The organism is Amycolatopsis sp. NPDC059021 (assembly GCF_042739895.1).
Classification (GTDB): Bacteria; Actinomycetota; Actinomycetes; order Mycobacteriales; family Pseudonocardiaceae; genus Amycolatopsis.
Genome location: NZ_JBHYIQ010000022.1, coordinates 74,830 through 101,354, shown reverse-complemented (window position 1 = coordinate 101,354; position 26,525 = coordinate 74,830). Strand labels below are relative to the sequence as shown.

Genomic DNA, 26,525 nt, shown 5'->3' with positions numbered 1-26,525 from the left:
GGCTTCGGCCGGGTGACCCGCGACACCTACCGCGCAGCGCCCGGCGTCACGAGCCCGGATTCGTAGGCGACGACGACGGCCTGTGCCCGGTTGGCCGCGCCGAGTTTGGTGAAGATGTTGCCCACGTGGGTCTTCACCGTTTCGAGACTGATCACCAGTTTCGCTGCGATGTCCAGATTGGACAGACCGGCGGCGATCAGGCGCAGCACCTCGGCCTCGCGGCGGGTCAGCGACGAGGTGGCCCGCGTCGCTGGGGCGGGCGGCCGCGCGGTGAGCAGCCGCCGGATCGCGTCGGGGAACAGCAGCGATTCCCCGGCCGCGACGGTGCGGATGGCGTGCGCGATCTCCTCCTTGCGCGCCCTTTTCAGCAGGAACCCGTTCGCACCGGCGAGCAGCGCTTCGTGCACGTAGTCGTCGTTGTCGAACGTCGTGATCACCAGGATCTTCGGCGGCGCGGCCAGTGCGGCCAGCACCTCGCGGGTCGCGGTGATGCCGTCCGTGCCGGGCATCCGGACGTCCATCAGCACGACGTCGGGCTGAGTGGCCACCACCTGGTCCAGCACCTCCGAGCCATCGGCCGCCTCGCCGACCACCGTGATGTCCGGCTGCAGCTCCAGCAGCGCGCGCAGTCCGGCCCGCACCAGCGGCTCGTCGTCGACGACGAGTACGGAAAGCGTCATGAGCCGGGCCGGAGCGGGATATCCGCGGTCAGGCGCCACAGCTCGCCCTGCGGGCCCGCGTGGAGTTCGCCGCGCAGCGCCTCGACGCGCTCGGTGAGCCCGGTCAGCCCGCGGCGCCCGGACCGGGGCCCGGTGCCCGGCAGCGGGTTGACGACCTCGATCCGCAGCGCGGCCGGTCCGGCCGCGACCACCACGACGACCTGGCCGGAACCGCCGTGCCGCAACGCGTTCGTCAGTCCTTCTTGGACGATCCGGTACCCCTCGCGCGAAACGGTCGCGGGCAGCTCGCCGATCGGGCCGCTGATCGCGAGGTCGACATCGGTGCCCGCGTCGCGGGCCCGCGACGCCAGTACGTCGATCTCGGTGAGCGTCCGTTGCGGTGCCTTCGCCGACGGCTCCTCCCGCAACAGGCCCAGTACGTGGTCGAGATCCTCCAGCGCGGACCGCGACGACTCCTCGATGGTGCCGAGCGCGCGCCGGACCAGCTGCGGATCCGCCTCGACCAGCTCCGCGGCCGCGGCGGCCTGGATCGTCGACGTCGTCAGCGTGTGGCCGATGGAGTCGTGCAGCTCCCGCGCCAGCCGGTTGCGCTGCGCGAGCACGGCGGCGCGGCGTTCGGCCTCCGCCGCGCGTTCCTCGGCGGACGGGCTGAGCAGCACCAGCGCGAGCACGCGGAACAGCACCGTCGCGCCGAAGCAGAGCATCGCCAGCAGGACCGCCGTCACCAGCCCGACCAGGAGCGTCCACGCACCGGCCCAGCCGCCTTCGATGCTCACCTTCCAGCCGTAGAACGCGATCGCGTCCGCCTCGCCGCCGTTGAACCAGAGCAGCGGTGCGGCCATGCCCGTCAGGGCGATCAGCCCGCCGACGCCGAACAGGATCCAGGAGAGCGCGCCGTACACCACCAGCGACAGCGCCGACCGCAGCCGGTCCGGCCACCCGGGCCGGGCGGGGCCCGGCGGGGTGATCCGGGTGCCGAGCAGTTCGTTGGCCAGCCACACGCCGAGCCGCCGCATCGGTGCGAGCAGGCCCATCAGCCCCACGATGATCCCGAGGGTGACCAGGAAGCCGAGCGCTTTCAGCTCCGTCGGCCCCTGCATCGAAACGCCCGCGACCAGGGCGAACGGGGTCGCGGGAACGGTGATCACGGTTCCCGCCAGTGCGTACGGGAGGCCGCGGTACGTGCCGGGGCGCAGCAGGGATCTCAGAACGGGCATACCGGAAAGGCTATCGAGGGCGGGGCGGCCAGGACTCCCTCCGCGGAGCCAGATTCCCCTGGCCGATCGGCCGAGGGACACCGTGCCGGAGATGCGCTCGTCACACGCGGTTAGCGGCCGTTAGCAACGGCTCCTACACTCGGCACGTGGCAGACCGACCTTTGATCGCACCCAGCATCCTCTCCGCGGACTTCGCCCGGCTCGGCGAGGAGATCGCCGCGCTCGACGGCGAGGGCGAAAGCCGTGCCGACTGGGTGCACGTGGACGTCATGGACGCCCATTTCGTCCCGAACCTCACGCTGGGCCTCCCGGTGGTGCAATCCCTGCTCAAGGCCACCGACCTGCCGCTGGACTGCCACCTGATGATCGAGGACCCCGACCGGTGGGCGATCGGGTACGCCGAGGCGGGCGCGTACAACGTCACGGTGCACGCCGAGGCGGCCAAGGACCCGGTGGCCCTGGCGAAGAACCTGCGTGCCGCGGGCGCGAAGGCGGGGTTGTCGATCAAGCCGGGTACCCGGCTGGAGGATCACCTCGACACGCTCAAGCACTACGACACGTTGCTGGTCATGTCGGTCGAGCCGGGCTTCGGCGGGCAGTCGTTCATCCCGGACGTGCTGGAGAAGGTGCGCACCGCGCGGCGCCTGGTCGACACCGGCCATCTGCGCCTGGTCGTCGAGATCGACGGCGGGATCAACGAGGACACCATCGAGCAGGCCGCCGAGGCGGGTGTCGACTGCTTCGTCGCCGGTTCCGCCGTCTATGGAGCGGGCGATCCGGGCAAGGCGGTGGCCGCGCTGCGTGAGCAGGCGGCTCGCCACCGTACCGGCTGACGCCCGCGAGCGCGGCGGGTACGAACCGGGGGAATCCTCACCGCGCGAACGGGTGTTGGATGGAGACAGCATCGGGGCACGGCGAGGAGGCAGCAGGGGTGTTCACCGGCATAGTCGAGGAGATCGGCGAGGTCACCGCGGTCGAGCAGGGGACGAATTCGGCACGGCTGACGGTCCGTGGCCCGGTCGTCACCACCGACGCGCGGCACGGTGACTCGATCGCCGTCAGCGGGGTGTGCCTCACCGTCGTCGACGTCTCCGGCGGGGCGTTCACCGTCGACGTCGTCAACGAGTCGCTCCAGCGGTCGAGCCTGGCGAAGGTGGCCGTGGGCGACGCGGTCAACCTGGAACGCGCGACCGCGGCGGGCGGACGGCTCGGCGGGCACATCATGCAGGGCCACGTCGACGGCACCGGCGTATTCCTCTCCCGCGACGAAGACGGCCTGACGACCTTCGCGCTGCCGCCCACGCTCGGGCGCTACGTGGTCGAGAAGGGATCGATCGCCGTCGACGGCGTCTCGCTGACCGTCGCCGCGATCACCGGCGACCGGTTCTCGGTCGCGCTGATCCCGACCACGCTCCAGCTGACGACGCTCGGCAGGCGCGAGGCCGGTGACCTGGTCAACCTCGAAGTGGACGTGGTCGCGAAGTACGTCGAGAAACTGGCCACGCCGCATCTGCGCGGGGCACAGGACCGCGGGACGGAGGAACGGTCGTGAGCGAAACGAGTACCGGGACGGGTACGACGGAGTGGTCGGCCTGCGGCAGCGGTGCCGGGTTCGACGCGGGCGGGATCGAAGCGGCCATCGCCGACATCGCGGCGGGCCGCGCGGTGATCGTGGTGGACGACGAGGACCGCGAGAACGAGGGCGACCTCATCTTCGCCGCCGAGAAGGCCACGCCGGAACTGCTGGCGTTCATGGTCCGCTACACCTCGGGCTACGTGTGCGTGTCGCTGACCGAGGCCGAGGCCGACAGGCTCGACCTGCCCCCGATGTACCACACCAACCAGGACCAGCGCGGCACCGCGTACACCGTCACGGTCGACGCCGCCGAGGGCATCACCACCGGCATCTCGGCCTCGGACCGCGCGCACACCATCCGGCTGCTGGCCGACCGGAACGCCAAGGCCAGTGACTTCCGCCGTCCCGGGCACGTGGTTCCCTTGCGTGCCAAGGAAGGCGGCGTGCTGCGCCGGGCGGGGCACACCGAGGCCGGCGTCGACCTCGCCCGGCTCGCCGGGCTGCACCCGGCCGGGGTGCTCTGCGAGATCGTGTCGCAGAAGGACGACGGCCACATGGCCCGGCGCGACGAGCTGGAGGTGTTCGCCGCCGACCACGACCTGCGGCTGATCACCATCGCCGACCTGATCGCCTACCGCAAGCGGCACGAGAAGCAGGTCGAGCGTGTCGCCGAGGCACGCGTCCCGGTCGCGGCGGGCACGTTCCGCGCGGTCGGCTACGACAGCCTGCTCGACGGCATCGAGCACATCGCGTTCGTCTACGGCGAGATCGGCGACGGCGAGGACGTGCTGGTCCGCGTCCACTCCGAATGCCTCACCGGCGACATTTTCGGCTCGCTGCGCTGTGACTGCGGTCCGCAGCTGCAGTCCGCGCTCCAGGCGGTGGCCGACGAGGGGCGCGGTGTCGTGCTCTACATCCGGGGTCACGAGGGCCGCGGAATAGGGCTGCTGCACAAGATGCAGGCGTACCAGCTGCAGGACCAGGGCGCGGACACCGTCGACGCGAACCTCGCCCTCGGCGTGCCGGCGGACGCCCGCGACTACGGCACCGGCGCGCAGATCCTGTGCGACCTCGGCGTGCACTCGATGCGGCTGCTGACCAACAACCCGTCGAAGCGGGTCGCGCTGGAGGGCTACGGGCTGCGCGTGACCGGCCGCGTGCCGCTGCCGATCTCGCCGAACCCGGAGAACCTGCGGTACCTGCGGACCAAACGGGACCGGATGGGGCACGACCTGCCGCATCTGGAAAACTACGACCAGGTCGGCGCCGGGATCGAAAACCCGGAGAAGCCGGGCGAATAGCTGAGGAGGCGCGTTCCGTGAGCGGCGAGGGTCGTCCCGAGGTCGAACTCGATCTGAGTGACTGCAAGGCATTGCGGCTGGGCATCGTGGTCACCCGGTGGCACCCCAGGATCACCGACGCGCTGCTGGAGCGCGCTTTGGCCGCCGCGAAGGCCGCTCGGCTGGACGAGGAACCCACTGTGGTGCGCTGCGCGGGCGCGGTCGAGCTGCCGGTGGTGGCGCAGGCGCTGGCGGGCAACCACGACGCCGTCGTCGCGCTCGGCGTGGTGATCCGCGGCGGCACCCCGCACTTCGAGTACGTGTGCGACGCGGTGACCGCGGGCCTCACCCGGGTCGCGCTCGACGAGAGCACCCCGGTCGGCAACGGCGTCCTCACCTGCGACACCGAGGAACAGGCGATCGCGCGCTCGGGTCTGCCGGGTTCCGCGGAGGACAAGGGTTACGAGGCGACGGTCGCGGCGCTGGACACCGCGCACACGCTGCGCAGCCTGAAGCAGCCGTGGACCGAAAAGGGCTTCGTGTGAGCGTGAGTGGGGCCGCGGTGAAGCAGAAGCAGGGCGTGCTGGTCATCCGGCCGCGGCGGGCGGTGTGGATGTGCAGCGTGCTGGCCGTCGCGCTGCTCGCGGTGTTCGTCGTGGTGGCGGTGCTGCTGCGTGGTTCCAACACCGGGGCGATCTTCGGGGCCTCGGACCAGGCGGCGATGGTCGGCATCGGCATCCTCCTGGCGGCGGGCACGATGCTGTTCGCGAACGCGCGGGTGCGGGCCGACGCCGAGGGCATCGAGATCCGCAACGTGCTGGCCGCCAAGCGGTTCGCGTGGTCCGAGGTGCTGTCGGTGAGCTTCCCCGACGGCGCTTCCTGGGCACGGCTGGAGCTGCCCGAAGACGAGTACTACTCGGTGCTGGCCGTGCAGGCCGTCGACCGTGAACGCGCCGTCGAGGCCGTACGCGCGCTGCGCCGCCTGCACCGCGAAGCCACTGGCGGCTGAAGGGGACTTTCGTCTCACGGGATGAGCTGAAGGGGACTTTCGTCGCATCTCATGCGAGGAAAGTCCCCTTCAGCTCAGAGCGCCAGGTCGACGACGACGGGGGCGTGGTCCGAGGGGCCCTTGCCCTTGCGGGCGTTACGGTCCACATAGGAATCCGTGACCGCGCCGGTGAAGGCCGCGTTGCCGTAGACCAGGTCGATCCGCATGCCCTTGTTGTTCGGGAAGTTCCCGGCCCGGTAGTCCCAGTACGTGAACGGGTGGTCGTACTTGAGCGGACGCGGGAAGACGTCGGAAAGACCTGCCTCGCGGAGCAACTCCAGCGCCTTGCGCTCCGCCGGGGTCACGTGGGTCGACTCGGCGAAGGCCGCGATGTCCCAGACGTCCGCGTCGGTGGGCGCGACGTTGAAGTCGCCCAGCACGGCGAAGGGCCGGTCGGCGGCGAGTTCGGCGGCGACGGTCGTGCGCAGCGCGGCCAGCCACTCCAGTTTGTAGGCGTAGTGCGGGTTTTCCGGCTCGCGGCCGTTCGGGACGTACACCGACCAGACGCGCACGCCGCCGCAGGTGGCGCCGATCGCGCGAGCCTCGGCGGCGCCGTCGAACCGCGGTTCGCCGGTGAGGCCGCGGGTGACGTCCTCCAGCCCGGCCTTGGAGATGATCGCGACGCCGTTCCAGCGGCCGAGGCCGTACGCCGCGACGTCGTAGCCCAAAGCGCGGACGGGGTCGACCGGGAAGGCTTCCGTGGTGTTCTTGAGCTCCTGCACGCACAGCACGTCCGGGCCGGTCTGCTCGAGCCACTCCAGCACCCGGGGCAACCGCGGCAGGATGGAGTTGACGTTCCAGGTGGCGATCCGCATGCCGCCGAGGATTCCACACACCCCCGACGTGCCGTGAAGGCCTCCTTCACAGCGTTGAGCGCTGTGAAGGAGGCCTTCACGGACAGGCGGATCAGACCCCCGCGGTGCTCTTGATCCACGAGCGGCTGGCCGCGACGCTCGCGTAGTTGTTGGTGCCCCTGGTGTTCGAGCCGTCCTGGTTCTGCACGGTCGAGGCGACGCCGACCTGCTTGCCGTCGGAGACCTCGGGGCCGCCGGAGTCGCCCTTCCACGCCGAGCCGTTGATCCCGACGCTCTGGATCGCGCGGCCGCCGTATGCGTCCGTCGATGAGCCGGTGACCTGCACGTTCGCCGTCTTCAGCGCGGAGGCGGGCGGGCCGGTCGGGGTCTCGCGGCCCCAGCCGTAGAGCTGGTTGGTGGTGCCGCGGGACGGGTCGGCGCTGCCGAGGGCGATCGGCTTCGCGGTGGTCGTCTGTGCGAGGTGCAGCAGCGCGATGTCGCCGTTGGGCGACTTCACCTTCTTGTCCACCTCGATCTTCGTGCCGCCGCCGAGCTCGTTGCTGCCGACCCGGACGAACATGCCGCTGCCGTCGGAGTCGAGGCAGTGCACGGCGGTCATGACCCAGCTCGCGGCGACGACCGAGCCGGAGCAGTTGAAGCCGTTGAACGGACGGCCGGCGGTCTTGACGTAGACCTGGGCGCCCCAGCTGACGGCCGGTGCGGTGGTCCCGCCGACGATGTTCGGCTGGGCTCCCGAGGCGGCGGCGAGCGCGCCACCGGAGAGGGTCAGTGCGACGGCGGCGGCGGAGGCCGCGCCGATGGTGCGGATACGGCTCACGAGCGGTTCCTTTCACGGTGGGGACCGAGATGTCGCCGATCACTCGGCTGGTCGGAAAGTAACCGCCGGACCACGCGCCGAGTACCCACGAACGTCGGGAGCGTTCCGATACCCGACTTCCGTCGGTAGACCTGGGGAAACCCCGAGCACCGGGGGCCCGCGAGAACTGTCGGGGGTGCGCCATAGGCTGGTGGACGTGGCTGACCCGTCCACCTACCGTCCCTCGCCGGGGAGCATCCCGGACGCACCCGGCGTGTACAAGTTCCGTGACGACACGCGCCGGGTCATCTACGTCGGCAAGGCGAAAAGCCTGCGCAGCAGGCTGAACTCGTACTTCGCCGATCTCGCCGGGCTGCACCCGCGCACGCGCCAGATGGTGACCACCGCGGCGAGCGTCGAGTGGACCGTGGTGTCCACCGAGGTCGAGGCGCTGCAGCTGGAGTACAACTGGATCAAGGAGTTCGATCCCCGGTTCAACGTCCGCTACCGCGACGACAAGAGCTACCCGGTGCTCGCGGTGACGCTGAACGAGGAATTCCCGCGCCTGCACGTCTACCGCGGCGCGCGGAAGAAGGGGGTCCGCTACTTCGGGCCGTACTCGCACGCGTGGGCCATCCGCGAGACGCTCGACCTGCTGCTGCGGGTCTTCCCGGCCCGCACCTGCTCGGCCGGGGTGTTCCGGCGGCACGGGCAGATCGGCAGGCCGTGCCTGCTCGGCTACATCGAGAAGTGCTCGGCGCCGTGCGTCGGCCGGGTGTCGGCCGACGAGCACCGCGCGATCGTCGAGGACTTCTGCGACTTCCTCGCCGGGCGCACCGAAGGCATGATCCGCAGGCTCGAACGGGAGATGGCGACAGCCAGCGAGGAGCTGGAGTTCGAGCGCGCCGCCCGGCTGCGGGACGATCTGGGCGCGCTGCGCCGCGCGATGGAGAAACAGGCCGTGGTGCTCGGTGACGGTACCGACGCCGACGTCGTGGCCTTCGCGCACGACGAGCTGGAGGCCGCGGTCCAGGTCTTCCACGTGCGCGGCGGCCGGGTGCGCGGGCAGCGTGGCTGGGTCATCGACAAGGCCGAGGAGATGGACGTCCCGGCGCTGGTCGACCACTTCCTCACCCAGTTCTACGGGGAAGAGGCCGATCTCGCGGCGCGCGACGAGGTCGACACGGGTTCGGCCGTGCCGCGTGAGGTGCTGGTGCCGGAGCTGCCCGCGGACGCCGACGCGGTCACCGAATGGCTTTCCGGCCTGCGCGGGTCCAAGGTGCGGCTGCGGGTCGCGCAGCGCGGGGAGAAGCGCGCGCTGGCCGAAACCGTGGAGCGCAACGCCGCGGAGGCGTTCACCCAGCACAAGCTGCGCCGGGCAGGCGACCTCACCGCGCGCTCGGCGGCGCTGTCCGAACTGCAGGATTATCTCGCGCTCGAAACGGCGCCGCTGCGCATCGAATGCGTGGACATCAGCCATATCCAGGGCAGTGACGTGGTGGCGTCGCTGGTGGTGTTCGAGGACGGCGTCGCCCGCAAGTCCGAGTACCGCCGCTTCGCGTTGCGCGAGGCTGCGGACGAGGGCGACGTCGCGTCGATCGCGGAGGTCGTGCGGCGGCGTTTTTCCCGCTACCTCAAGGAAAACACAGCAACGGCCGCAGAAGGCGAAGCAACGGCCGAGGCCGATCCCTCGAAGCCGGGGATCGACCCGGAGACCGGCAAACCACGCAAGTTCGCGTATCCGCCCAACCTGCTGGTCGTCGACGGCGCGGGCCCGCAGGCCACCGCGGCCGCGGACGTACTGGCCGAACTCGGGGTGAACGACGTCGCCGTGGTGGGGCTGGCGAAACGGCTCGAAGAGGTCTGGCTGCCGGGTGACCCGGATCCGGTTATCCTGCCCCGGACCTCGGACGCGTTGTTCCTGATGCAGCGCGTCCGCGACGAGGCACACCGCTTCGCCATCCGGTACCACCGGGAGAAGCGGTCCAAGCGGATGCAAACGTCCGAATTGGACAGTGTGCCGGGCCTGGGGCAGGCTCGCCGTACCGCGCTGATCAAGCACTTCGGCTCGGTGAAGAAGCTCAAGCAGGCCAGGGTCGAGGAGATCGAGGCGGTGCCCGGCTTCGGCAGGCGCACCGCGGAGGCGGTGGTGGCCGCGTTGGCCGGGGAGTCCGGCGCGGCGGCACCGGGAGGGGAGCCGGGAACATGATCGGGGAAGGTAACGCGAAGTGAGTGCGAACGAGGAGAACCGCGGGTCCGGGATGGAGGTCGCGGTCGTGTCCGGGCTGTCCGGGGCGGGCCGCAGCACGGCGGCCAAATGCCTGGAGGACCTGGGCTGGTTCGTCGTGGACAACCTGCCGCCGGAGCTGATCGCCACCATGGTCGAGCTCGGCGCGCAGGCCCGTGGCGCGATCACCAAGGTCGCGGTGGTGATGGACGTGCGCTCGCGGGCGTTCACCGACGACCTCGCCTCGGTGATCAAGGACCTGGACGCGCGGGGCTACAAGCCGCGGGTGCTGTTCCTGGAGGCCACCGACGCGGTGCTGGTGCGCCGGTTCGAGGCGGTCCGCCGCGGGCACCCGATGCAGGGTGACGGGCGGCTGCACGACGGGATCACCGCCGAGCGCGCGCTGCTGGAGCCGCTGCGCGAGGAGGCCGACCTCGTCCTGGACACCTCGTCGCTGTCGGTGCACGACCTGCGGGCCAAGATCGAAGACGCCTTCGGCACCGAAGCGGGGACGACGACCCGGGTGACCGTGCTGTCCTTCGGGTACAAGTACGGTCTGCCGATGGACGCCGATCTCGTGATGGACGTGCGGTTCCTGCCGAACCCGTTCTGGATCCCGGAACTGCGCGAGCACACCGGTCTCGAGAACGAGGTGCGCAACTACGTGCTCAGCCAGGAGGGCGCCGAGGAGTTCCTCGACCGCTATCACCAGCTGCTGCGGCTCATCGGCGCCGGCTACAAGCGGGAGGGCAAGCGGTACCTGACCCTGGCGGTGGGCTGCACCGGCGGGAAGCACCGCAGCGTCGCGATCTCCGAGGAACTCGCCCAGCGTCTGTCCAATGAGGACGGTATGGCCGTGAAGGTGGTGCACCGCGACCTTGGCCGCGAGTAACGTACGCGCGGTCGCGCTCGGGGGCGGGCACGGGCTGCACGCGACACTCACCGCGCTGCGGCGGGTGACGCGCGAGGTCACCGCGGTGGTCACCGTCGCCGACGACGGCGGGTCGTCCGGGCGGCTGCGCCGGGAGCTCGGCCTGTTGCCGCCCGGCGATCTGCGTCAGGCCTTCGCCGCGTTCGCCGCCGAGGACGGCGGCACGCTGTGGGCCGAGGTGTTCCAGCACCGGTTCGGCGGGGACGGCGCGCTTGCCGGGCACGCCGTCGGCAACCTGCTGCTGGCCGGGCTGTTCGAGGTGCTCGGCGATCCGGTCGCCGCGCTCGACGAGGCGAGCAGGCTCATCGGGGTGTCCGGCCGCGTCCTGCCGATGTCCCCGGAACCGCTGGAGATCGAGGCCGAGGTCAGCGGCCTGGACAGCGAGGACGCCACCGCGCTGCGTCGCATCCGCGGCCAGGTCGCGGTGGCGACGACGCCGGGGCAGGTGCGGCGCATCAGCCTGCATCCGAGCGGGCAGGCCGAGCGCCCGCCCCAGGGCTGCGGCGAAGCGATCGACGCGGTGCTCGGCGCCGACGTCGTCTTCCTCGGCCCCGGTTCGTGGTTCACCAGCGTGCTGCCGCACCTGCTGGTGCCGGATCTGCACGACGCGCTGGTCCGGACCACGGCGACCAAGGTGGTCGTCCTGAATCTTGTCCCCCAGCCGGGTGAAACCGCCGGATTCTCCCCGGAACGGCATCTGGATGTGCTGTTCGACCACGCGCCCCGGCTGCGGGTCGACGCGGTGATCGCGGACCGCGATTCCGTCCCCGACCCGCCCAGACTCCGCAAGGCGGCGGAACGGCTGGGCGGGGTGGCGCTTCTGGGGGCCGTGGCAGACCGGGAAGTGCCGGGACGGCATGATCCGGATGCGCTCGCGCACTGCATGCGGGAGGCTCTCGGTCTCGAAACGGGCCGGAGCGGCGGGGGCGGAGTGGCAGACAGGGAGGGGCAGCAATGGCGATGACCGCCGCGGTGAAGGACGAATTGAGCCGGCTGGAGATCACGAAGATCGGGCCACGCCGGGCCGAGGTCGCGTCGTTGCTGCGTTTCGCGGGCGGGCTGCACATCGTGGCGGGCCGGGTCGTGGTGGAGGCCGAGCTGGACACCGGCTCGGTCGCGCGCCGGCTGCGCAAGGAGATCCACGAGCTCTACGGGCACCATTCGGACGTGCACGTCATCACCGCGAGCGGCGGGCTGCGCAAGGGGACGCGGTACGTCGTGCGTGTGGTGAAGGACGGCGAGGGACTGGCCAGGCAGACCGGCCTGATCGACCAGCGCGGGCGCCCGGTGCGCGGGCTGCCCGCCGCGGTGGTGTCCGGGGGAGTGGCCGACGCGGAAGCGGCGTGGCGGGGTGCCTTCCTCGCCCACGGCTCGCTGACCGAACCCGGCCGCTCGTCGTCGCTGGAGGTCACCTGCCCCGGCCCGGAGGCCGCGCTGGCGCTCGTCGGCGCCGCGCGCCGGATGGGCATCCAGGCGAAATCCCGCGAGGTCCGCGGCGCGGACCGGGTCGTGGTCCGCGACGGGGACGCGATCGGCGCGCTGCTGACCCGCCTCGGCGCGCACACCAGCGTGCTGCAGTGGGAGGAACGCCGGATGCGCCGCGAGGTGCGGGCCACGGCCAACCGCCTCGCCAACTTCGACGACGCGAACCTGCGGCGTTCGGCGCGGGCCGCGGTCGCCGCGGCCGCCAGGGTGGAGCGCGCGCTGGAGATCCTCGGCGACACCGCGCCCGATCACCTGCTCGCCGCGGGCAAGCTCCGGCTGTCCAACCGGCAGGCCTCGCTGGAGGAGCTCGGCCAGCTGTCGGACCCGCAGATGACGAAGGACGCGGTGGCGGGCCGGATCCGGCGGCTGCTCGCGATGGCCGACAAGCGCGCCAAGGACCTCGGCATCCCGGACACCGAGTCCGCGGTGACCCCGGAGATGCTCGAAGAAGAGGCGTAACCGGCGCCGGCGCGGGTCACCGGCGGATGAGGCCCCGGCGGCGGGCGACGGCGACCGCGGCGGTGCGCGAGTCGACGTCGAGTTTGGCGTAGATGTGCACGAGGTGGGACTTCACCGTGGCCTGGGTGAGGAACAGCTTGGCGGCGATCTCGGCGTTGGACAGTCCGTCGGCCACCAGGCGCAGGACTTCGCTTTCGCGGCGGGACAGCGCGGTGCCCGGGGCGCGCATCCGGTCCATGAGGCGGTGGGCCACCTCGGGGGCGAGCGCGGTGCGGCCGGCGGCCGCGGCCCGCACGGCGGCGGCCAGTTCCTCGGGCGGCGCGTCCTTGAGCAGGTATCCGGTGGCTCCCGCCTCGATCGCGGCGAGGATGTCGGCGTCCGTGTCGTAGGTGGTCAGCACCAGCACCCGCGGCGGGTCCGGCCGGGCGGTGATCGCCGCGGTGGCGTCCGCCCCGCGCATTTCCGCGCCGAACCGCAGGTCCATCAGCACCACGTCGACGTCCAGCGTGGCGGCCAGTTCCACCGCGCGCTCCGCGGTACCGGCCTCGGCGACCACGGTGAAGCCCGGTTCGGTGTCCAGCACCGCGCGCAGCCCGGCGCGGACGACGGGGTGATCGTCGGCCAGCAGCAACCTGATCGTCTCGCTCACGGGTCCTCCGACGGCCGGTCGTGGTGGGCGAAGCTGACCGCGAGCGCGGTGCCCGCTCCCGGCGCCGACTCCACGGTGAGCGTGCCACCGAGGGCGTCGGCCCGCGCCCGCATCGCGGCCAGCCCGAAACCGCCCTCGTCGTCGCCGGTGGCGGGCAGTGTCTCCGGGGTGAACCCGACGCCGTCGTCGACGGCGTCCAGCGCCACCCCGGTGTCCATATAGGACAGGGTGACCTCGGCCCGCCGCGCCCGCGCGTGACGGACGGTGTTGGCCAGCGCGGACTGCGCGATCCGCAGCAGCGCCACCTCGTACGGGGTGGGGATCGGGACGGGCTCGCCGTCGAGGTGGAAGTGCACCGCGAGCCCGGAGTGCTCCGCGGTGGTGGCGCACAGCCGTTCCAGCGCGGCGGACAGGGAGCCGTTCTCGAGGTCCGGCGGGGTGAGCGCGTGCACGAACCGGCGGGTTTCGGCGAGGTTGTGCTGTGCCTCGGTCCTGGCCCGGCGCACGTGCTGTCCGGCGTCGCCCGGCCGCTCGGGCAGCGCCCGCTCGGCGGCCCGCAGCAGCAGCTGGATGCTCGACAGGCCCTGGGCGATCGTGTCGTGGATCTCCCGCGCCAGCCGCTCCCGTTCGGCGAGTACCCCGGCCGAGCGCTCGGCGGCGGCGAGGTCGCCGCGGAGCACGCTCAGCTCCTCGATCAACCTGCGCCGCTGCTCACTCTCCCGGTACAGCGCCTGGTAGCCCAGGACGGTGGCCACCGCCACCGCGGCACCCAGCGCCGGCCCGATCACCGCGGCGACGGTGAACGCGCCCTGATGCCAGGCGAACCCGGCGATCGCGAGCACGGTCGTGACGACCACGGCCGACGGTCCCCACCGCCCTGGCAGCAGGTGCAACTGCAGGAAGAACAGCGGGAACGCCAGCCACACCCCGTCCGGGGTCAGCCACAGCAGTCCCAGCCACACCACCGCGAGCGCGGCCAGCCACACCGCGGCGGCCGGGCCGGAGCGGCTCACCCGGGGCAGCAGCGGCCCGGCCGCGTACACGCCTGCCATCGCCACCGCCGCCACGACGATCCACGGGGCGCGGGGCAGGCCGGCCGCCACCGCGCGTACCGCGGTCAGCACCAGCAGCCCGGCCATCAGCAGGTGCAGGCAGACACGCAGCACCCGCAGCGGCCGGGTCAGCGTGTGCGGTTCCATGACCTGCCCAGACTACGGCCCGTGGCGGTGGGGGCATCGATCGAAAGGTTGATTCCGGCCTCCGCGATTCGATACCGCCGAAGCGTTCCCCGGTGCGATGACCGGCGGCCGGTCCAGGAGAACAGTCGGTCATGTGCCGGGAGAAGTCCCCGGCCGGATGCACCGGAAGGAGCCGACGTTCGCCGTGTTCGTCGCCTGGAGAGACCTGCGGTTCGCCAAGGGGCGCTTCGCCCTCATGGGGACCGTCGTCGTGCTGATGACCCTGCTGGTCGGCCTGCTGTCCGGCCTCACCGCCGGACTGGGGAAGGCGAGTACCTCGGCCGTCACCGGCCTGCCCGCCGACCATCTGGCGTTCGGCGCGTCCTCGCACGGGCAGCCGCCGTCGTTCACCGAGTCCACTGTGGACCGGGCCCAGCAGGAAGGCTGGGCGAGGGTCCCCGGGGTCACCGCGGCCGAGGCGCTCGGCATCACCACCACCAAGGCCACGACATCCGCGGGCGGTACCGCGGTGGTGTCGGCCTTCGGGGTGGAGCTCGGCTCGGGTCTCGTCCCCGAAGGCGGGCGGGTCGGGCCGGGGGAGGTGGTGCTGTCCACCGGTGCCGCGGCCGCACTGTCCACAAAGGCCGGTCAGACCGTGCTGCTCGCAGGTGTCCCGGTACGCGTCGCGGCGGTCGCCGGGGACGCCTCCTACAGTCACACGCCGGTGGCCTGGACCAGCCTGGCCGACTGGCAGCGGCTCGCACCGGGCGGGTACGCCACGGTGATCGCCTTGCGCACCACCGGAACCGCCGACCTGGCCACCGCCGACGCCCGGCTGCGCACCAGCACCGTCGCCCGCGACGACGCGCGCTCGGCCATCGGCTCCTACACCTCGGAAAACGGTTCGCTGCAGTTGATGCGCGGCTTCCTGTTCGCGATCTCGGCGCTGGTCGTCGGCGCGTTCTTCACCGTCTGGACGATCCAGCGGGCCGCGGACATCGCCGTGCTCAAGGCGCTGGGCGCCACCACCGGCTACCTGCTGCGTGACGCGCTGGGGCAGGCCGTGGTGCTGCTCGTGACCGGTACAGCGGCCGGCACCGGCGCGGCCGCCGGGATCGGGGCGGCCGCGGCGGGCACGGTTCCGTTCGTGCTCGACGTGAGCACGACGCTGGTGCCGGCACTGGTGATGATCGCGCTCGGCGTGCTGGGGGCGGCGCTGTCCGTCCGCCGCATCGTCTCGGTCGATCCGCTGACCGCACTGTCCACGCACTGAATCCGCCCGGACGCCAGGGAGAAGTATCGATGAGCCTGCAGCTGAACGACGTCGTCCTGACCTACCGCGACGGTGACCACCGGCTGACCGCGGTCGACCACGCCGACCTGACCGTGCCGGCGGGCACCGCGACCGCGCTGGTGGGGCCGTCCGGCTCGGGGAAGTCCAGCCTGCTCGCGGTGGCCGCCGCGCTGGTCACCCCCGACTCCGGCGAGGTCGTCGTCGACGGCGTCGTCGTCACCGGCCTGAGCCGCGCGGCGAAAACCACGCTGCGCCGCGAAAAGATCGGCATCGTCTTCCAGCAGCCCAATCTGCTCGGCGCATTGACCGCCGTCGAGCAGCTGGAAGTGATGGCTCATCTCGACGGCAGGTCGCCGCGTACCGCTCGCCGCCGTGCGCGCGAACTGCTCGACGCGGTCGGGCTCGCCGGCCAGGGCGCTCGCCGTCCGCACCAGCTCTCCGGCGGCCAGCGGCAGCGGGTCGCGATCGCCAGGGCACTGATGAACGACCCCGCGGTACTCCTGGTGGACGAGCCGACCAGCGCGCTGGATCACGAACGTGGCGCGGCGATCATCGATCTGGTGCTCGGTTTCACGCGCCGCCAGGGCGTCGCCACCGTGCTGGTCACCCACGACACCGCGCATCTGGACGGCGTGGACCGGATCGCCGAGATCCGCGACGGCAGGCTCGCCCTCACCGCTCGGGCCCGCAGCCCGCTGACCGGCCGCCCCCCAGCCGGCCGGTCAGCAGGTGCGCGCCCAGCGCGGTGATCTCGTGCCGTACCGCGGTGCCGGTGCGGCGGGTTTCGATGAGGCCCGCCGCGCGCAGGATCGAGGCGTGGTAGCTCGCCGAGGCCGCCGAGACACCCACCCGCCTGCTCAGCTCCGTGGTGGTGCAGCCCGTTTCCGTGGCCTCCAGTACCCGTGCCCGGGTCACGCCGAGGAGCGCGCCGAGCGAGCCGAGGTCCCTGCCCGCTGCCCGGTTCGTGGCCAGGATGGCTGTCCTCCTCGCGGCTGAAATGATCACCGGAACCACGGTAGCCCGGTGGTGCCGACGTATTCCTGTACTCGAACCGGACCGGTTCCGCGTCGACGTCGAAGGCTTTGACCAGCGCGAACGTCGCGAATCGCCGGGCATGACGCGCGCGGACCGGCAGAATCGGCAAAACCCGCGCGGCACCGGGAACGGGCGGGCGGCTTTCCGCCGCCGGGTGGCTCGGGCAGGATGGAAAACGGACTCGCCTGACCACGATGGGTGACGTGTCGGGGACCGCGGAGGGGATGGGTGATCATGCGCCAGGCGGCGGAGCCGTTCGGGGAACGGCTGCGTACCGCACGGGTGCGGGCCGGGCTGAGCCAGCGGGAACTCGCCGCGCGGGCGGGCGTGAGCGAACGCACCGTGCGCGGTGTCGAGCGCGGCACGGGTGGCAGGCCACGCGGGGAGTCCACCCGGCGGCTGGCCGAGGCGGTGGGGCTGGAACCACCGGAGCACGTCCGCGTGGCCGGGGCCCGCCGCGGGCCGCTGATCTCGGTGCTGGGCCCGCTCGGCTTGTGGCACAACGGGAATCCGGTCGAGATCGGCGCGCTCAAACAACGCACGCTGCTCGCTTTGCTGGCGGTGCAGCCCGATCGGGCGGTCGGCACCGACGAAATCGCCGAGGTGCTGTGGGGCGAGGATCCGCCGAAGTCCACCCCGAATCTGCTGCACACCTACGTCGCCCGGTTGCGGCGGATTCTCGAACCGGACAGGAGCAAGGCGCAGCTCATCGTGGCGGTCAGGGGCGGTTACCGGGTGCGGGTGACCGGGCGGCAGCTGGATCTGCTGCGCTTCGACGAGCTGATCGGCGAGGCGGGCCGATGCCGTGCCGAAGGGGAACTCCGGCAGGCACTCGCGGCGTACTCGGCCGCCCTCGAACTGTGGCGCGGCCCCTTTCTGTCCAATGTGGACAGCCGGATCCTGGCGCATCCGGTCGCGGTCGCGGTGCTGCGGCGCCGGACCGAGGCCACGCTCGGCTACGCGGACACCGCGCGGGAACTGGGGGAGCCGGGGCACGCGGTCTCCCGGCTGCGGGCACTCGCGGACGAGGAACCCCTGCACGAAGGACTCGCCGCCCGGCTGATGCTCGCGCTGGCCGGTGCCGGGCAGCAGGCCGAGGCGTTGCGGCGGTTCGACGACACCCGTGCCCGGCTGGCCGGCGAACTCGGCGTCGACCCGGGTGCCGAACTCCGCGAGGCACACCGCCGGGTGCTCGCCCAGGACCTGCCCGAGCGGGAGACGCCGCCTGCCGACCGGCCGGTGCCCCGGCAACTGCCCGCCCCGCCGCGGCTGTTCACCGGCCGGGCGCGGGAGCTGGCGCGGCTGGGCGAGGCGCTCGACGCCGGTGCGGATCTCCGCAGCACCATGGTGATCTCGGCGCTCGGCGGCATCGGCGGGATCGGCAAGACGTGGCTGGCGCTGCACTGGGCACACCGGAACGCGCACCGGTTCCCCGACGGCCAGTTGTACGTCAACCTGCGCGGGTTCGATCCCACGGCCGAGCCGGTGCCCCCGGCGGTGGCTGTGCGCGGTTTCCTGGACGCCCTGCGGGTCGCGCCGGGCGCGATCCCGGCGGACGAGCAGGCCCGGTTCGCCTTGTACCGCAGCCTCGTCGCCGGCCGCCGCATGCTGGTCGTGCTCGACAACGCCCGCGACGCCGCCCAGGTCGCCGCGCTGCTGCCGGGCAGCCCGGACTGCACCGTGGTGGTGACCAGCCGCCACCGGCTCGGCGGGCTGGTGGCCACGCACGGCGCGTTGCTGCTCACCCTCGACGTGTGGACCGGGCACGAGGCCAGGGAACTGCTGACCCGGCATCTCGGCGCCGGGCGGGTCGCCGCCGAACCGGATGCGGTCACCGATCTGCTCGCGCTGTGCGGTGGCCTGCCGCTCGCGGTGGGGATCGTCGCGGCCAGGGTGGCGACCCAGCCAGGGCTGCCGCTGCGGGTGTTGGCCGACGAACTCCGCGACACCGCGGGCCGGCTCGACGCGCTGGACGCGGGCGAGGTGTCCGCGAACCTGCGGGCGGTGTTCACTTCGTCTTACCGCGCGCTGGACAGCGACGCGGCGACCCTCTTCGGGCTGCTCGGCCTGGCGCCGGGGCCGGACATCGGCCTGACGGCCGCGGCCGCGCTGGTCGGGTTGCCGGTCGCCAGGGTGCGAACGCTGCTGCGCGAGCTGGAGGCGGCGCATCTGGTGGCCCAGCCGGTGCCGCACCGCTTCCGGATGCACGATCTCGTGCGGCTCTACGCCGCCGAAGAAGCCCGCCGGAGTCTCGGCGAATCCGTGCGTGCCGGTGCGTTGCGCCGCCTGGTCGATTTCTTCCTGCACACCGCCTACGCGGGCGAGCGGCTGCTCGAACCGCATCGGCCGCCGATCGAGCCCGGGGCACTGGCCGGGGACGTCCGGCCGCGGCCGCTCGCGGACGAGGCCGAGGCGCTCGCCTGGTTCGACGCCGAGCACCACTGCTTGCTCGCCGCGCACCGGTTCGCCGCGGCGGCGGGCTGGGACGAGCAGGCGTGGCGCCTGGCGTGGGCGCTGGACACCTTCCACTACCGGCGTGGCCACCTGGCCGACAATCTCCGCGTCTGGCTCGACGGACTCGGTGCCGCGCAACGGCTCGGCACGCCCACCGCGTTGTCCTGGGCGCATCGGCGGCTCGGGCACGCGCATGCCCGGCTGGGCAGCCGCGCGGACGGCATCGAGCATCTGCGGCAGGCCGTCGCCGCCACCGAGCTGACCGGCGACGTCGCGAATCTCGGGAACACGCATCGGTTTCTCGCGCTGGCACTGACGCAGAACGGTGCGGACGAGCTCGCGCTCACGCACGCGGCGGAATCGCTGCGGTTGTTCGGCACGCTCGACGATCCGGTCGGCGCGGCCAACGCACACAACCTCGTCGGCCGCTGTCATGTCCGGCTGGGCAACCACGCCGAGGCCGGTTTCCACTGCGAGCGCGCGCTCGCGCTGCACCGCGAACACGCCGACCGGCAGGGCGAGGCGAACGCGCTGGACAGTCTCGGCTACCTCGCCCAGCACGCGGGCCGCTACGCCGACGCCATCGCCCGTTATCGGGAAGCCCTTGCCGTGCAACAGGAAATCGACAACACCTACGACAGGGCGAGCACACTGGACCAGCTCGGCACCGTCCTCGACGCGGCGGGCAAGCCTGCCGCCGCGCGTGCGGCGTGGCGGCAGGCCGTGGATCTGTACCGGGCACAGCACCGCGTCGAGGAAGCCGACGCACTGGCCGGGCGGCTGGCCGCGCCGTAGGAGGGCAGGTCGTTCGGCTGAACGGCGGAGCCGTTCCGGTCGTTTTCTTTGACAGAATCGTTTCCCGTCAGGGGTTTCTGGGGGACGGCCGGGTAATGCTCCGGGTGCTTGTCGTCGCCCTTTTTCCGCGAACCGAACGGGACGCGGTATTCGTCATGGAGGTGGACCGGTGGTTTTCGCACGAAGATCTCGTTCGAGACGGGCGGGTAACGCTGTTTGCGTCGCGGTGGCGATGAGCCTGAGTGTTCCGTCGGCCGCGCTCGCCGACGACGCGATCCCGCGTGATGTCGCGGTGTCGGAAACCGACCATGTGCTGTACTGGAATCAGGTTCTTCTCGACGTCTTCCGGAATCTGCGCGGGGAAAACGCGTCGCCGACACGGCTGGCGAGAACCGCCGCCATGATGCACGGCGCCGTCTACGACGGAGCCAATTCGGCGCGATGCGCGACCGCGAGCGGCTGCCTCGGCCAGCCGTATCTGACCAGGGTCCCGGTAGCGGCGGGCACCGCGCCGGACCCGAGCAGCGCCATCGACCAGGCCGCCTATCGCGTGCTGACCGCGCTCTACCCGGGCGGTTCGTTCCCCCAGTTCGATTTCGCCGCGAAACTGCGCGAGGCCCAGCAGACCATTCCGGGCAGCGTCACCCAGGAGCAGCGGGACCAGGGCGCCGCCATCGGCGTCAAGACCGCGCAGGTCATGGCCGTCACACGGGCGAACGACCGGGCGAACGACACCGTGACCTACACGCCGGGCACCCGGCCCGGGGACTGGCGGCCGACCGGATCCGGCGACGCGCTCACCCCGCAGTGGGGCCTGGTCCGGCCGTTCACCATGGACACTCCGAACCATTTCCGCCCCTCGCATCCGATGGGGGTCGACGACATCGGCGAGCTTCTCGCGTCGCCGACCTACCAGGCGCACGTGGCGGAGGTACGGGAGGTCGGGCGGCTGAACTCGGCGACCCGTGGTGCCGACAAGACCCAGGCCGCGCATTTCTGGGCCAACGATCTCGACGGCACCTACAAACCGCCGGGGCAGCTGCTTGAACACACCGCGATCATCGCGCGGCAGCTGCCGGGGCAGGACCAGTTCGCCAACGCCAAGCTGTTCGCGCTCGTGTCGCTCGCGCTCGGCGACGCCGCGATCGCGGCCTGGGACGTGAAGTACCGGACGGACATCGACCTGTGGCGCCCGGAAACCGCGATCAAGCTGCACCCGTCGGACCCCGATCCGAACTGGCAGCCCGAGTCGCGCCGCACCGACGGGACGACCTTCTCCCCGCCGTTCCCCGCGTTCATCTCGGGGCATGGGACCTTCGCCGGCGCGTGGGCCGGGGTCATGAAGCGCTACCTCGGCACCGACACCTTCGCCTGGACGGCGACCACGGACGATCCCTTCGCCAGGAACGTCACCCGGTCGTTCACCACGTTCAGCGACGCGGCCAGGGAGAACGCGCTCAGCCGGGTCTGGCTCGGGGTGCACTACCGGTTCGACGGTGAGTACTCGGTCGCCACGGGGGACAAGGTCGCCGCGTGGGTGACCGCGAACTTCCTCGGCACGAACGCGACACTCGGCCTGGACTCGTTCGCGCGGTCGGTCGACACCGGGTTCGGCACGGCCGAGGCGGGCGGCGACTGGTGGGTCGGCGGCGCGGCCACCGACTACGCGGTGCGCGGGGGAGCGGGCCGGATCACCCTGCAACCGGGCGCGGGCCGCAGCGCCTACCTGAACCGGATCCGCTCGACCGACACCGACTTCACGGTCAAGCTCGGCACCGACAAGATCGCCACCGGGAACGGGATCTACGCCTCGGTGGTGGGACGGAAGCTCGACGACGCCGGAACCTACCGGGCGACGCTCACCCTGCGGCCCGACGGCGGTGTCCGGCTCCAGCTCCGGCGCACTGACCCGGCCGGCGTGGAGACGGCGCTCGCCCCGGACCAGCAGATCGCCGGCCTCACCTACCAGCCGGGCGCCCTGCTCCGGGCCAGGATCCAGGTCACCGGCACCGCGCCGACCACCGTGCGGGCCAAGGTGTGGGCGGACGGGGCGGCCGAACCCGGCTGGCAGACGACCGCGACGGATCAGACCGCCGCGCTGCAGGGGGCCGGGAACGCCGGGGTGCTGGCCGGCTTGTCCGGCTCGGCCACCAACGCGCCGGTGACGGTCGCCGTGGACGACGTCGCGATCTTCCGCACGGCCGGGTAGGCCGCCGTATCGGGTGCGCTTCATGACGCTTTCGGGGAAGTGTGACCGGACCCGTTAACGTCACGGCCGACTCGTAACGCAGCGGTTTCATGCCAGGGTGCGCGGCGGAAACCTGGCGCCCCGAACCTCGATCACAGGCGGACAGCCGAGGAGGGAAGGGGAAACCATGCGCACGAGCAGGCATGACGGGGAGCGGGGGCGGCCGCGGGTTTCGGCGGAGGTCGGCACCTGGCTCGCCCGGCGCAGCGCGACGGCGGCCGACTGGAGCGCCGGAGAGCTGGTGGCGGCCAAACGGGGCACCACGGTGTCGGTGGTCATCCCGGCGCGCGACGAGGAGGCCACGGTCGGCGCGATCGTGACGGCCATCCGCGAGGATCTCGTCGAACGGCATCCGCTGGTCGACGAGATCCTCGTGGTGGACAGCCGGTCCACCGACGCGACCGCGCGGGTGGCCTCGGCGGCGGGCGCCGACGTCGTCGCACAGGACGCCGTGCTGCCCGCACTGTCCGGTTTGGACGGTAAGGGCGAGGCGCTGTGGAAGGGGGTCGCGGCCACCACTGGTGATCTCGTCGTCTTCGTCGACGGCGATCTCCGCGAGTTCACCACCGCCTACGTCACCGGGCTGCTCGGCCCGCTGCTGACCGACCCGTCGGTGGCCTACGTCAAGGGCTTCTACCACCGGCCGCTGATCGGCGCGGCGGGCACCGACGCCGACGGTGGCGGCCGGGTGACCGAGCTGGTCGCGCGGCCGCTGCTCAACATGTTCTGGCCCGAGCTGGCCGGGTTCGTGCAGCCGCTCGCCGGTGAATACGCCGGACGCCGCGAGGTGCTGGAGAGCATCCCGTTCGTCGCCGACTACGGCGTCGAGATCGGGCACCTGATCGATCTGCTGGAGCTGCGCGGGCTCGACGCGCTCGCTCAGGTCGACCTCGGCCACCGGGTGCACCGCCACCAGAACCTCCAGGCGCTGGGCCGGATGGCCGCGCAGATCATGCACACGCTGATGGACCGGCTCGAGCGCTACGACCGGCTGGTCGCGGCGTGCCCGCCGGCGACGGTGCTCGCCCAGTTCCAGCGCGGTTCCTCGGCCGACGGCGTCGAGCGCGAGCTGGTGCTCACCGACCTCGCCTGCGCGCAGCGGCCCCCGCTGGCGAGCCTTCCGGCGTCGATCCGTCAGGAGAACGCGGTGCGGGCCACCGCGTGAGCCTTGCGGGGCACCGTGACTGATCTGTACTTAAAGTCCGTTTTGCCGGTAGGGTGATCTTGCGAGAGCGAGGAGACACGCGGCGTGCCCCGGCGGTGACGCCCGGAGGAGAGGGATCCCCTTGGGCGAGGGCTGGGACGCGCGGATCGGCTACGACGTCCTCGTGATCGGGGCCGGGTTCGCGGGCCTGCACCTGCTCGCGGAGCTGAGGAAGAGCGGATTCGCCTGCCACGCCTTCGAAACCGGCGGCGGGGTGGGCGGAACCTGGTACTGGAACCGGTATCCCGGCGCGCGGTGCGACATCGAGAGCCTCGACTACTGCTATCTCCACGACCGCGACCTGCACCGGGAGTGGACGTGGTCCGAGCGGTTCGCCGGTCAGCCGGAGATCCTGCGCTACGCCGAATACTTCGCCGGGCGCGCGGGGTTGTTCCCGTTCATCACCTTCGGCACGCGGGTCGTCGCGGCCACCTTCGACGAGCCGTCCTCGACCTGGCTGGTGCGCACCGAACATGGCGGCGAGGTGCGGTGCCGGTTCCTCGTCACCGCTGTCGGCTGCCTGTCCGCCGCGCAGATCCCGGACATCCCCGGAATACAACGGTTCCGCGGCGAACGCTTCCACACCGGGCAATGGCCGCACGAGCCCGTGAGCTTCGCGGGCAAGCGCGTCGGCGTGCTCGGCACCGGGTCCTCGGGCATCCAGGTCATCCCGCGGATCGCCGAGGAGGCCGCCGAAGTCGTGGTGTTCCAGCGGACCGCGAACTTCAGCGTGCCCGCGCGGAACCGTCCGCTCACCGAGGCCGAGCTGGCAGGCGAGCCGGAGAAGTACGACGAACGTGTCGCGCTCGCGAGCACGACACGGTTCGGGCACGTGGTGGCGGGCACCGGACAGTCCATTCTGGACAGCGAACCTGTCGAGCGGCGGGCCGCGCTGGAACGCCGATGGGCCGACGGCGGGACGGGGATCGTCGCGACGTTCACCGACACCGGCCGCGATCTCGCGGCGAACGCACTGCTGGCGGACTTCTTCCGGGACAAGATCAGGCAGACCGTCGCCGACGCCGGGACCGCGGAGCTCCTCGCTCCCCGCGGCCACCCGATCGGCACGAAACGGCTCTGCGTCGACGACGGCTACTTCGAGACGTTCAACCGGGACCACGTCCGGCTGGTGGATCTGCGCGCGGAACCGATCGAGGAGATCACCGAGGACGGCGTCCGCACCACGCGGGAGAACTACCCGCTGGACGTGCTCGTCTTCGCCACCGGCTACGACGCGTTCACCGGAGCGCTGACGCGGATGGACATCACCGGCCGGGACGGCGTCCGGCTGGCGGACCGGTGGGTGGACGGGCCGGGGACGTACCTCGGGCTCGCCGTGTCCGGGTTCCCGAACCTGTTCACGATCACCGGGCCCGGCAGCACCATGAACTTGTCGAACATGCTCCGGGCGATCGAGCATCACGTCGCCTGGATCCGGGATCTGCTGGTGCGGCTGCGCTCGGCGGGCGTGCGCACGGCGGAAGCCGAACAAGCCGCGCAGGACGATTGGGTGGCGCAGGTCGCCGACGCCGCGAGCCGGACGTTGTACCACCACGCCGATTCGTACTACCTCGGCGCGAACATCGAGGGCAAGGCGCGGGTGTTCATGCCCTACGCGGGCGGCCTCGACCGGTACCGGCGCATCTGCGACTCCGTGGCACTGGACGGCTATCGGGGCTTCCGGCTGTCGCATGTGGACGAACCGGTGGCGCCGTGAGCCGCCCGCTGTCCGGCTTCGGCCTCGGTGTGGTGCTGCTGGCCACGCTCCTGCCGATGATGGACTCGTTCATCGTCAACGTCGCGCTGCCCACGATCGCCGGGGACCTGGGCGCGGGGAACGCCGACCTTGAACTCGTCGTCGCCGGATACGGCATCGCCTTCACCCTGCTGCTGGTGCTGGGCGGCAGGCTCGGGGACGCGTATGGCCGACGCCGGGTACTGGTGGTAGGCCTGCTCGGCTTCGTCCTCGCCTCCCTGCTGTGCGCACTCGCGACCAGCGCGGAATGGCTGGTGGCCGCCCGAATCGTCCAGGGCGCGACGGCCGCGCTCATCCCGCCGCAGGTCCTCGGCACCATCCAGGCCGCCGTCGCCCCGGAACGGCGTGCGAAGGCGATGAGCCGGTACGCGGCGGTCAGCGGCCTGGCCGCGATCCTGGGCCTGGTCCTCGGCGGCGTCCTGTTGAAGGCCGATCTGTGGGGCACCTCCTGGCGGCTGCTGTTCCTCGTCAACCTGCCGCTCGGCCTGATCGCCGCCGTGCTGGCCGTGTTCGTGGTGCCCGACAGCAGGTCGGAGCATCCGGCGGGCGTCGACCTTCGGGGCACCGCGCTGCTCGGCGCGCTGGTGCTGGTGGTGCTCGTGCCGCTCAACCGGGGCCCGTTGCTGGGCTGGCCGTGGTGGACGCTCGCGTTGCCGTTCCTCGCCCCGGTGGTGGCGATCGCGTTGTGGCGTACGGAAAAACGGGTCGTCGACTCCGGCGCGGTGCCGCTGCTGCCGCCGTCGGTGCTCACCGAACCGAAGGTGCGCGGGGGACTGCTGCTGCTCGCGCCGTTCCTGGCGGCCTGGGCCGGATTCCTCTTCGCGCTGCCGTTGACGCTGCAACACGGAATCGGCCTGGACCCGTTGGCCGCCGGGCTCGCCGTGGCCCCGATGTCGCTGGCGTTCCTGCTCGGCTCGTTCGCGATACCGGCGTTGCGTACCCGGTGGGGCGCGCGGGTGACGCCGTACGGCGCGCTGGTGCAGGGGCTCGGCGTGGTCTGGCTGCTGGCCGCGCTGCCGCTGGGCTGGTTCGGCGGCGCAGTGTGGAGCGCGCTGCCGGGGCTGGTGCTGATCGGCCTCGGTCAGGCGCTGGTGGTGGGTGCCGCGAACATCGAGGTGCTCGGCGCGGTCCCCACGGCCTACGCGAGCGTCGGCGGCGGCGTGCTCGTGACCACGCAACAGGGTGCGATGGCGATCGGTGTCGCTTCGCTCGGGACGCTGTTCGGGTCCATCCAAAGTGGACAGAGTTACGCGGCGGCGTTCGGCGTGGTGCTGGCGGTCCAGCTCGCCGTCGGGCTCGGGGGGGGGGGGGGGGGGGGCGCCGGCCGCCCCCCGCCCCCCCCGCCCCCGCCCCCCCCCGCACGCGGCGGTGCGGGGGACCCCACGGCACAGCCCCACG

At 72.0% G+C, this 26,525-nt stretch carries 23 protein-coding genes; 16 read left to right on the top strand and 7 right to left on the bottom strand.

Annotated elements, in window-relative coordinates; translation table 11 throughout:
• Positions 1 to 26: 26 nt before the first annotated feature.
• A complete protein-coding gene (locus ACFWX1_RS16060) occupies positions 27 to 680 on the bottom strand; it encodes a response regulator (RefSeq protein ID WP_378387876.1) in 654 nt (217 codons plus the stop codon).
• Positions 677 to 1,897 carry a sensor histidine kinase gene (locus tag ACFWX1_RS16055; protein ID WP_378387874.1) on the bottom strand — a complete coding sequence of 407 codons (1,221 nt, stop codon included), beginning with the start codon at positions 1,895 to 1,897 and terminating at the stop codon, positions 677 to 679. The genes ACFWX1_RS16060 and ACFWX1_RS16055 overlap by 4 nt, the downstream gene beginning before the upstream one ends.
• Before the next feature lie 161 nt (positions 1,898 to 2,058).
• Between ACFWX1_RS16055 and rpe the strand changes: the two genes are divergently transcribed.
• The 5 genes from rpe (at position 2,059) to ACFWX1_RS16030 (ending at position 5,762) form a co-directional block, all read left to right on the top strand.
• Positions 2,059 to 2,730, top strand: coding sequence for a ribulose-phosphate 3-epimerase (gene rpe / locus ACFWX1_RS16050; protein ID WP_378387918.1), 672 nt, complete (start codon positions 2,059 to 2,061; stop codon positions 2,728 to 2,730).
• 98 nt (positions 2,731 to 2,828) lie between these two features.
• A complete protein-coding gene (locus ACFWX1_RS16045; protein WP_378387916.1) occupies positions 2,829 to 3,449 on the top strand; it encodes a riboflavin synthase in 621 nt (206 codons plus the stop codon).
• A 74-nt stretch (positions 3,450 to 3,523) separates the two neighbouring features.
• Entirely contained in the window at positions 3,524 to 4,774 is a 1,251-nt protein-coding gene (locus ACFWX1_RS16040) for a bifunctional 3,4-dihydroxy-2-butanone-4-phosphate synthase/GTP cyclohydrolase II (RefSeq protein WP_378387914.1), read from the top strand.
• A 17-nt stretch (positions 4,775 to 4,791) separates the two neighbouring features.
• Positions 4,792 to 5,298 (top strand): 6,7-dimethyl-8-ribityllumazine synthase, encoded by a 507-nt coding sequence (ribH, locus tag ACFWX1_RS16035; protein ID WP_378387872.1) that lies wholly within the window; start codon positions 4,792 to 4,794, stop codon positions 5,296 to 5,298.
• Between the two features lie 68 nt (positions 5,299 to 5,366).
• Complete coding sequence (locus tag ACFWX1_RS16030) at positions 5,367 to 5,762, top strand: PH domain-containing protein (protein WP_378387912.1); 396 nt, start codon at positions 5,367 to 5,369, stop codon at positions 5,760 to 5,762.
• A gap of 74 nt (positions 5,763 to 5,836) precedes the next feature.
• On the opposite strand, the gene ACFWX1_RS16025 is transcribed toward ACFWX1_RS16030, so the two are convergent.
• Together ACFWX1_RS16025 and ACFWX1_RS16020 are read right to left on the bottom strand one after the other, a co-directional pair.
• Entirely contained in the window at positions 5,837 to 6,616 is a 780-nt protein-coding gene (locus tag ACFWX1_RS16025) for an exodeoxyribonuclease III (protein WP_378387870.1), read from the bottom strand.
• 91 nt (positions 6,617 to 6,707) lie between these two features.
• On the bottom strand, positions 6,708 to 7,433 hold the full coding sequence (locus ACFWX1_RS16020) for a S1 family peptidase (protein ID WP_378387868.1): 726 nt from the start codon (positions 7,431 to 7,433) through the stop codon (positions 6,708 to 6,710).
• Positions 7,434 to 7,629: 196 nt separating this feature from the next.
• Between ACFWX1_RS16020 and uvrC the strand changes: the two genes are divergently transcribed.
• The 4 genes from uvrC to whiA are packed head-to-tail and all read left to right on the top strand — an operon-like array spanning position 7,630 to position 12,514.
• Positions 7,630 to 9,621, top strand: a complete 1,992-nt coding sequence (uvrC, locus tag ACFWX1_RS16015) for an excinuclease ABC subunit UvrC (protein WP_378387866.1) — start codon at positions 7,630 to 7,632, stop codon at positions 9,619 to 9,621.
• 52 nt (positions 9,622 to 9,673) lie between these two features.
• Positions 9,674 to 10,531: an RNase adapter RapZ gene (rapZ, locus tag ACFWX1_RS16010; RefSeq protein ID WP_378387910.1), complete on the top strand. Its 858-nt coding sequence runs from the start codon at positions 9,674 to 9,676 to the stop codon at positions 10,529 to 10,531.
• Positions 10,518 to 11,534 carry a uridine diphosphate-N-acetylglucosamine-binding protein YvcK gene (yvcK, locus tag ACFWX1_RS16005; RefSeq protein ID WP_378387864.1) on the top strand — a complete coding sequence of 339 codons (1,017 nt, stop codon included), beginning with the start codon at positions 10,518 to 10,520 and terminating at the stop codon, positions 11,532 to 11,534. Before rapZ ends, yvcK begins: the two co-directional genes overlap by 14 nt.
• Positions 11,525 to 12,514 (top strand): DNA-binding protein WhiA, encoded by a 990-nt coding sequence (whiA, locus tag ACFWX1_RS16000; RefSeq protein ID WP_378324782.1) that lies wholly within the window; start codon positions 11,525 to 11,527, stop codon positions 12,512 to 12,514. Before yvcK ends, whiA begins: the two co-directional genes overlap by 10 nt.
• 16 nt (positions 12,515 to 12,530) lie before the next feature.
• Here the strand turns inward: whiA and ACFWX1_RS15995 are convergent, their stop codons facing one another.
• Together ACFWX1_RS15995 and ACFWX1_RS15990 are read right to left on the bottom strand one after the other, a co-directional pair.
• Positions 12,531 to 13,163, bottom strand: a complete 633-nt coding sequence (locus ACFWX1_RS15995; protein ID WP_378387862.1) for a response regulator — start codon at positions 13,161 to 13,163, stop codon at positions 12,531 to 12,533.
• The gene (locus ACFWX1_RS15990) at positions 13,160 to 14,362 is read right to left on the bottom strand and encodes a sensor histidine kinase (RefSeq protein ID WP_378387860.1); all 1,203 of its coding nucleotides are present in this window, start codon (positions 14,360 to 14,362) and stop codon (positions 13,160 to 13,162) included. The genes ACFWX1_RS15995 and ACFWX1_RS15990 overlap by 4 nt, the downstream gene beginning before the upstream one ends.
• 184 nt (positions 14,363 to 14,546) lie before the next feature.
• On the opposite strand from ACFWX1_RS15990, the gene ACFWX1_RS15985 reads away from it, so the two are divergent.
• Positions 14,547 to 15,614, top strand: a complete 1,068-nt coding sequence (locus tag ACFWX1_RS15985) for an ABC transporter permease (RefSeq protein WP_378387908.1) — start codon at positions 14,547 to 14,549, stop codon at positions 15,612 to 15,614.
• A 29-nt stretch (positions 15,615 to 15,643) separates the two neighbouring features.
• Positions 15,644 to 16,384 (top strand): ABC transporter ATP-binding protein, encoded by a 741-nt coding sequence (locus ACFWX1_RS15980; protein WP_378387858.1) that lies wholly within the window; start codon positions 15,644 to 15,646, stop codon positions 16,382 to 16,384.
• Here ACFWX1_RS15980 and ACFWX1_RS15975 read toward each other — a convergent pair.
• Positions 16,308 to 16,640, bottom strand: a complete 333-nt coding sequence (locus tag ACFWX1_RS15975) for a helix-turn-helix domain-containing protein (protein WP_378387856.1) — start codon at positions 16,638 to 16,640, stop codon at positions 16,308 to 16,310. The two genes, ACFWX1_RS15980 and ACFWX1_RS15975, sit on opposite strands and share 77 nt — an antisense overlap.
• A gap of 264 nt (positions 16,641 to 16,904) precedes the next feature.
• Here ACFWX1_RS15975 and ACFWX1_RS15970 point away from each other — a divergent pair, with 264 nt between their 5' ends.
• The 5 genes from ACFWX1_RS15970 to ACFWX1_RS15950 form a co-directional block, all read left to right on the top strand.
• Complete coding sequence (locus ACFWX1_RS15970; protein WP_378387906.1) at positions 16,905 to 19,919, top strand: BTAD domain-containing putative transcriptional regulator; 3,015 nt, start codon at positions 16,905 to 16,907, stop codon at positions 19,917 to 19,919.
• A 232-nt stretch (positions 19,920 to 20,151) separates the two neighbouring features.
• Positions 20,152 to 22,128: a phosphatase PAP2 family protein gene (locus tag ACFWX1_RS15965; RefSeq protein WP_378387855.1), complete on the top strand. Its 1,977-nt coding sequence runs from the start codon at positions 20,152 to 20,154 to the stop codon at positions 22,126 to 22,128.
• 166 nt (positions 22,129 to 22,294) lie between these two features.
• On the top strand, positions 22,295 to 23,332 hold the full coding sequence (locus tag ACFWX1_RS15960) for a glucosyl-3-phosphoglycerate synthase (RefSeq protein ID WP_378387853.1): 1,038 nt from the start codon (positions 22,295 to 22,297) through the stop codon (positions 23,330 to 23,332).
• A 121-nt stretch (positions 23,333 to 23,453) separates the two neighbouring features.
• Complete coding sequence (locus ACFWX1_RS15955) at positions 23,454 to 25,088, top strand: flavin-containing monooxygenase (protein ID WP_378387851.1); 1,635 nt, start codon at positions 23,454 to 23,456, stop codon at positions 25,086 to 25,088.
• On the top strand, positions 25,085 to 26,525 hold a 1,441-nt coding region (locus ACFWX1_RS15950), incomplete at its 3' end, for an MFS transporter (RefSeq protein WP_378387849.1). The genes ACFWX1_RS15955 and ACFWX1_RS15950, both read left to right, overlap by 4 nt.

Bases quoted from the DNA above. Each gene is read 5' to 3' on its own strand.
- whiA (WP_378324782.1), top strand. From the start codon at position 11,525: ATGGCGATGACCGCCGCGGTGAAGGACGAATTGAGCCGGCTGGAGATC.
- ACFWX1_RS16055 (WP_378387874.1), bottom strand. From the start codon at position 1,897: ATGCCCGTTCTGAGATCCCTGCTGCGCCCCGGCACGTACCGCGGCCTC.
- ACFWX1_RS15990 (WP_378387860.1), bottom strand. From the start codon at position 14,362: ATGGAACCGCACACGCTGACCCGGCCGCTGCGGGTGCTGCGTGTCTGC.
- ACFWX1_RS16030 (WP_378387912.1), top strand. From the start codon at position 5,367: ATGTGCAGCGTGCTGGCCGTCGCGCTGCTCGCGGTGTTCGTCGTGGTG.
- rapZ (WP_378387910.1), top strand. From the start codon at position 9,674: ATGGAGGTCGCGGTCGTGTCCGGGCTGTCCGGGGCGGGCCGCAGCACG.
- ACFWX1_RS16025 (WP_378387870.1), bottom strand. From the start codon at position 6,616: ATGCGGATCGCCACCTGGAACGTCAACTCCATCCTGCCGCGGTTGCCC.
- ACFWX1_RS15965 (WP_378387855.1), top strand. From the start codon at position 20,152: ATGAGCCTGAGTGTTCCGTCGGCCGCGCTCGCCGACGACGCGATCCCG.
- ACFWX1_RS16060 (WP_378387876.1), bottom strand. From the start codon at position 680: ATGACGCTTTCCGTACTCGTCGTCGACGACGAGCCGCTGGTGCGGGCC.
- ACFWX1_RS15970 (WP_378387906.1), top strand. From the start codon at position 16,905: ATGCGCCAGGCGGCGGAGCCGTTCGGGGAACGGCTGCGTACCGCACGG.
- ACFWX1_RS15980 (WP_378387858.1), top strand. From the start codon at position 15,644: ATGAGCCTGCAGCTGAACGACGTCGTCCTGACCTACCGCGACGGTGAC.
- ACFWX1_RS15960 (WP_378387853.1), top strand. From the start codon at position 22,295: ATGCGCACGAGCAGGCATGACGGGGAGCGGGGGCGGCCGCGGGTTTCG.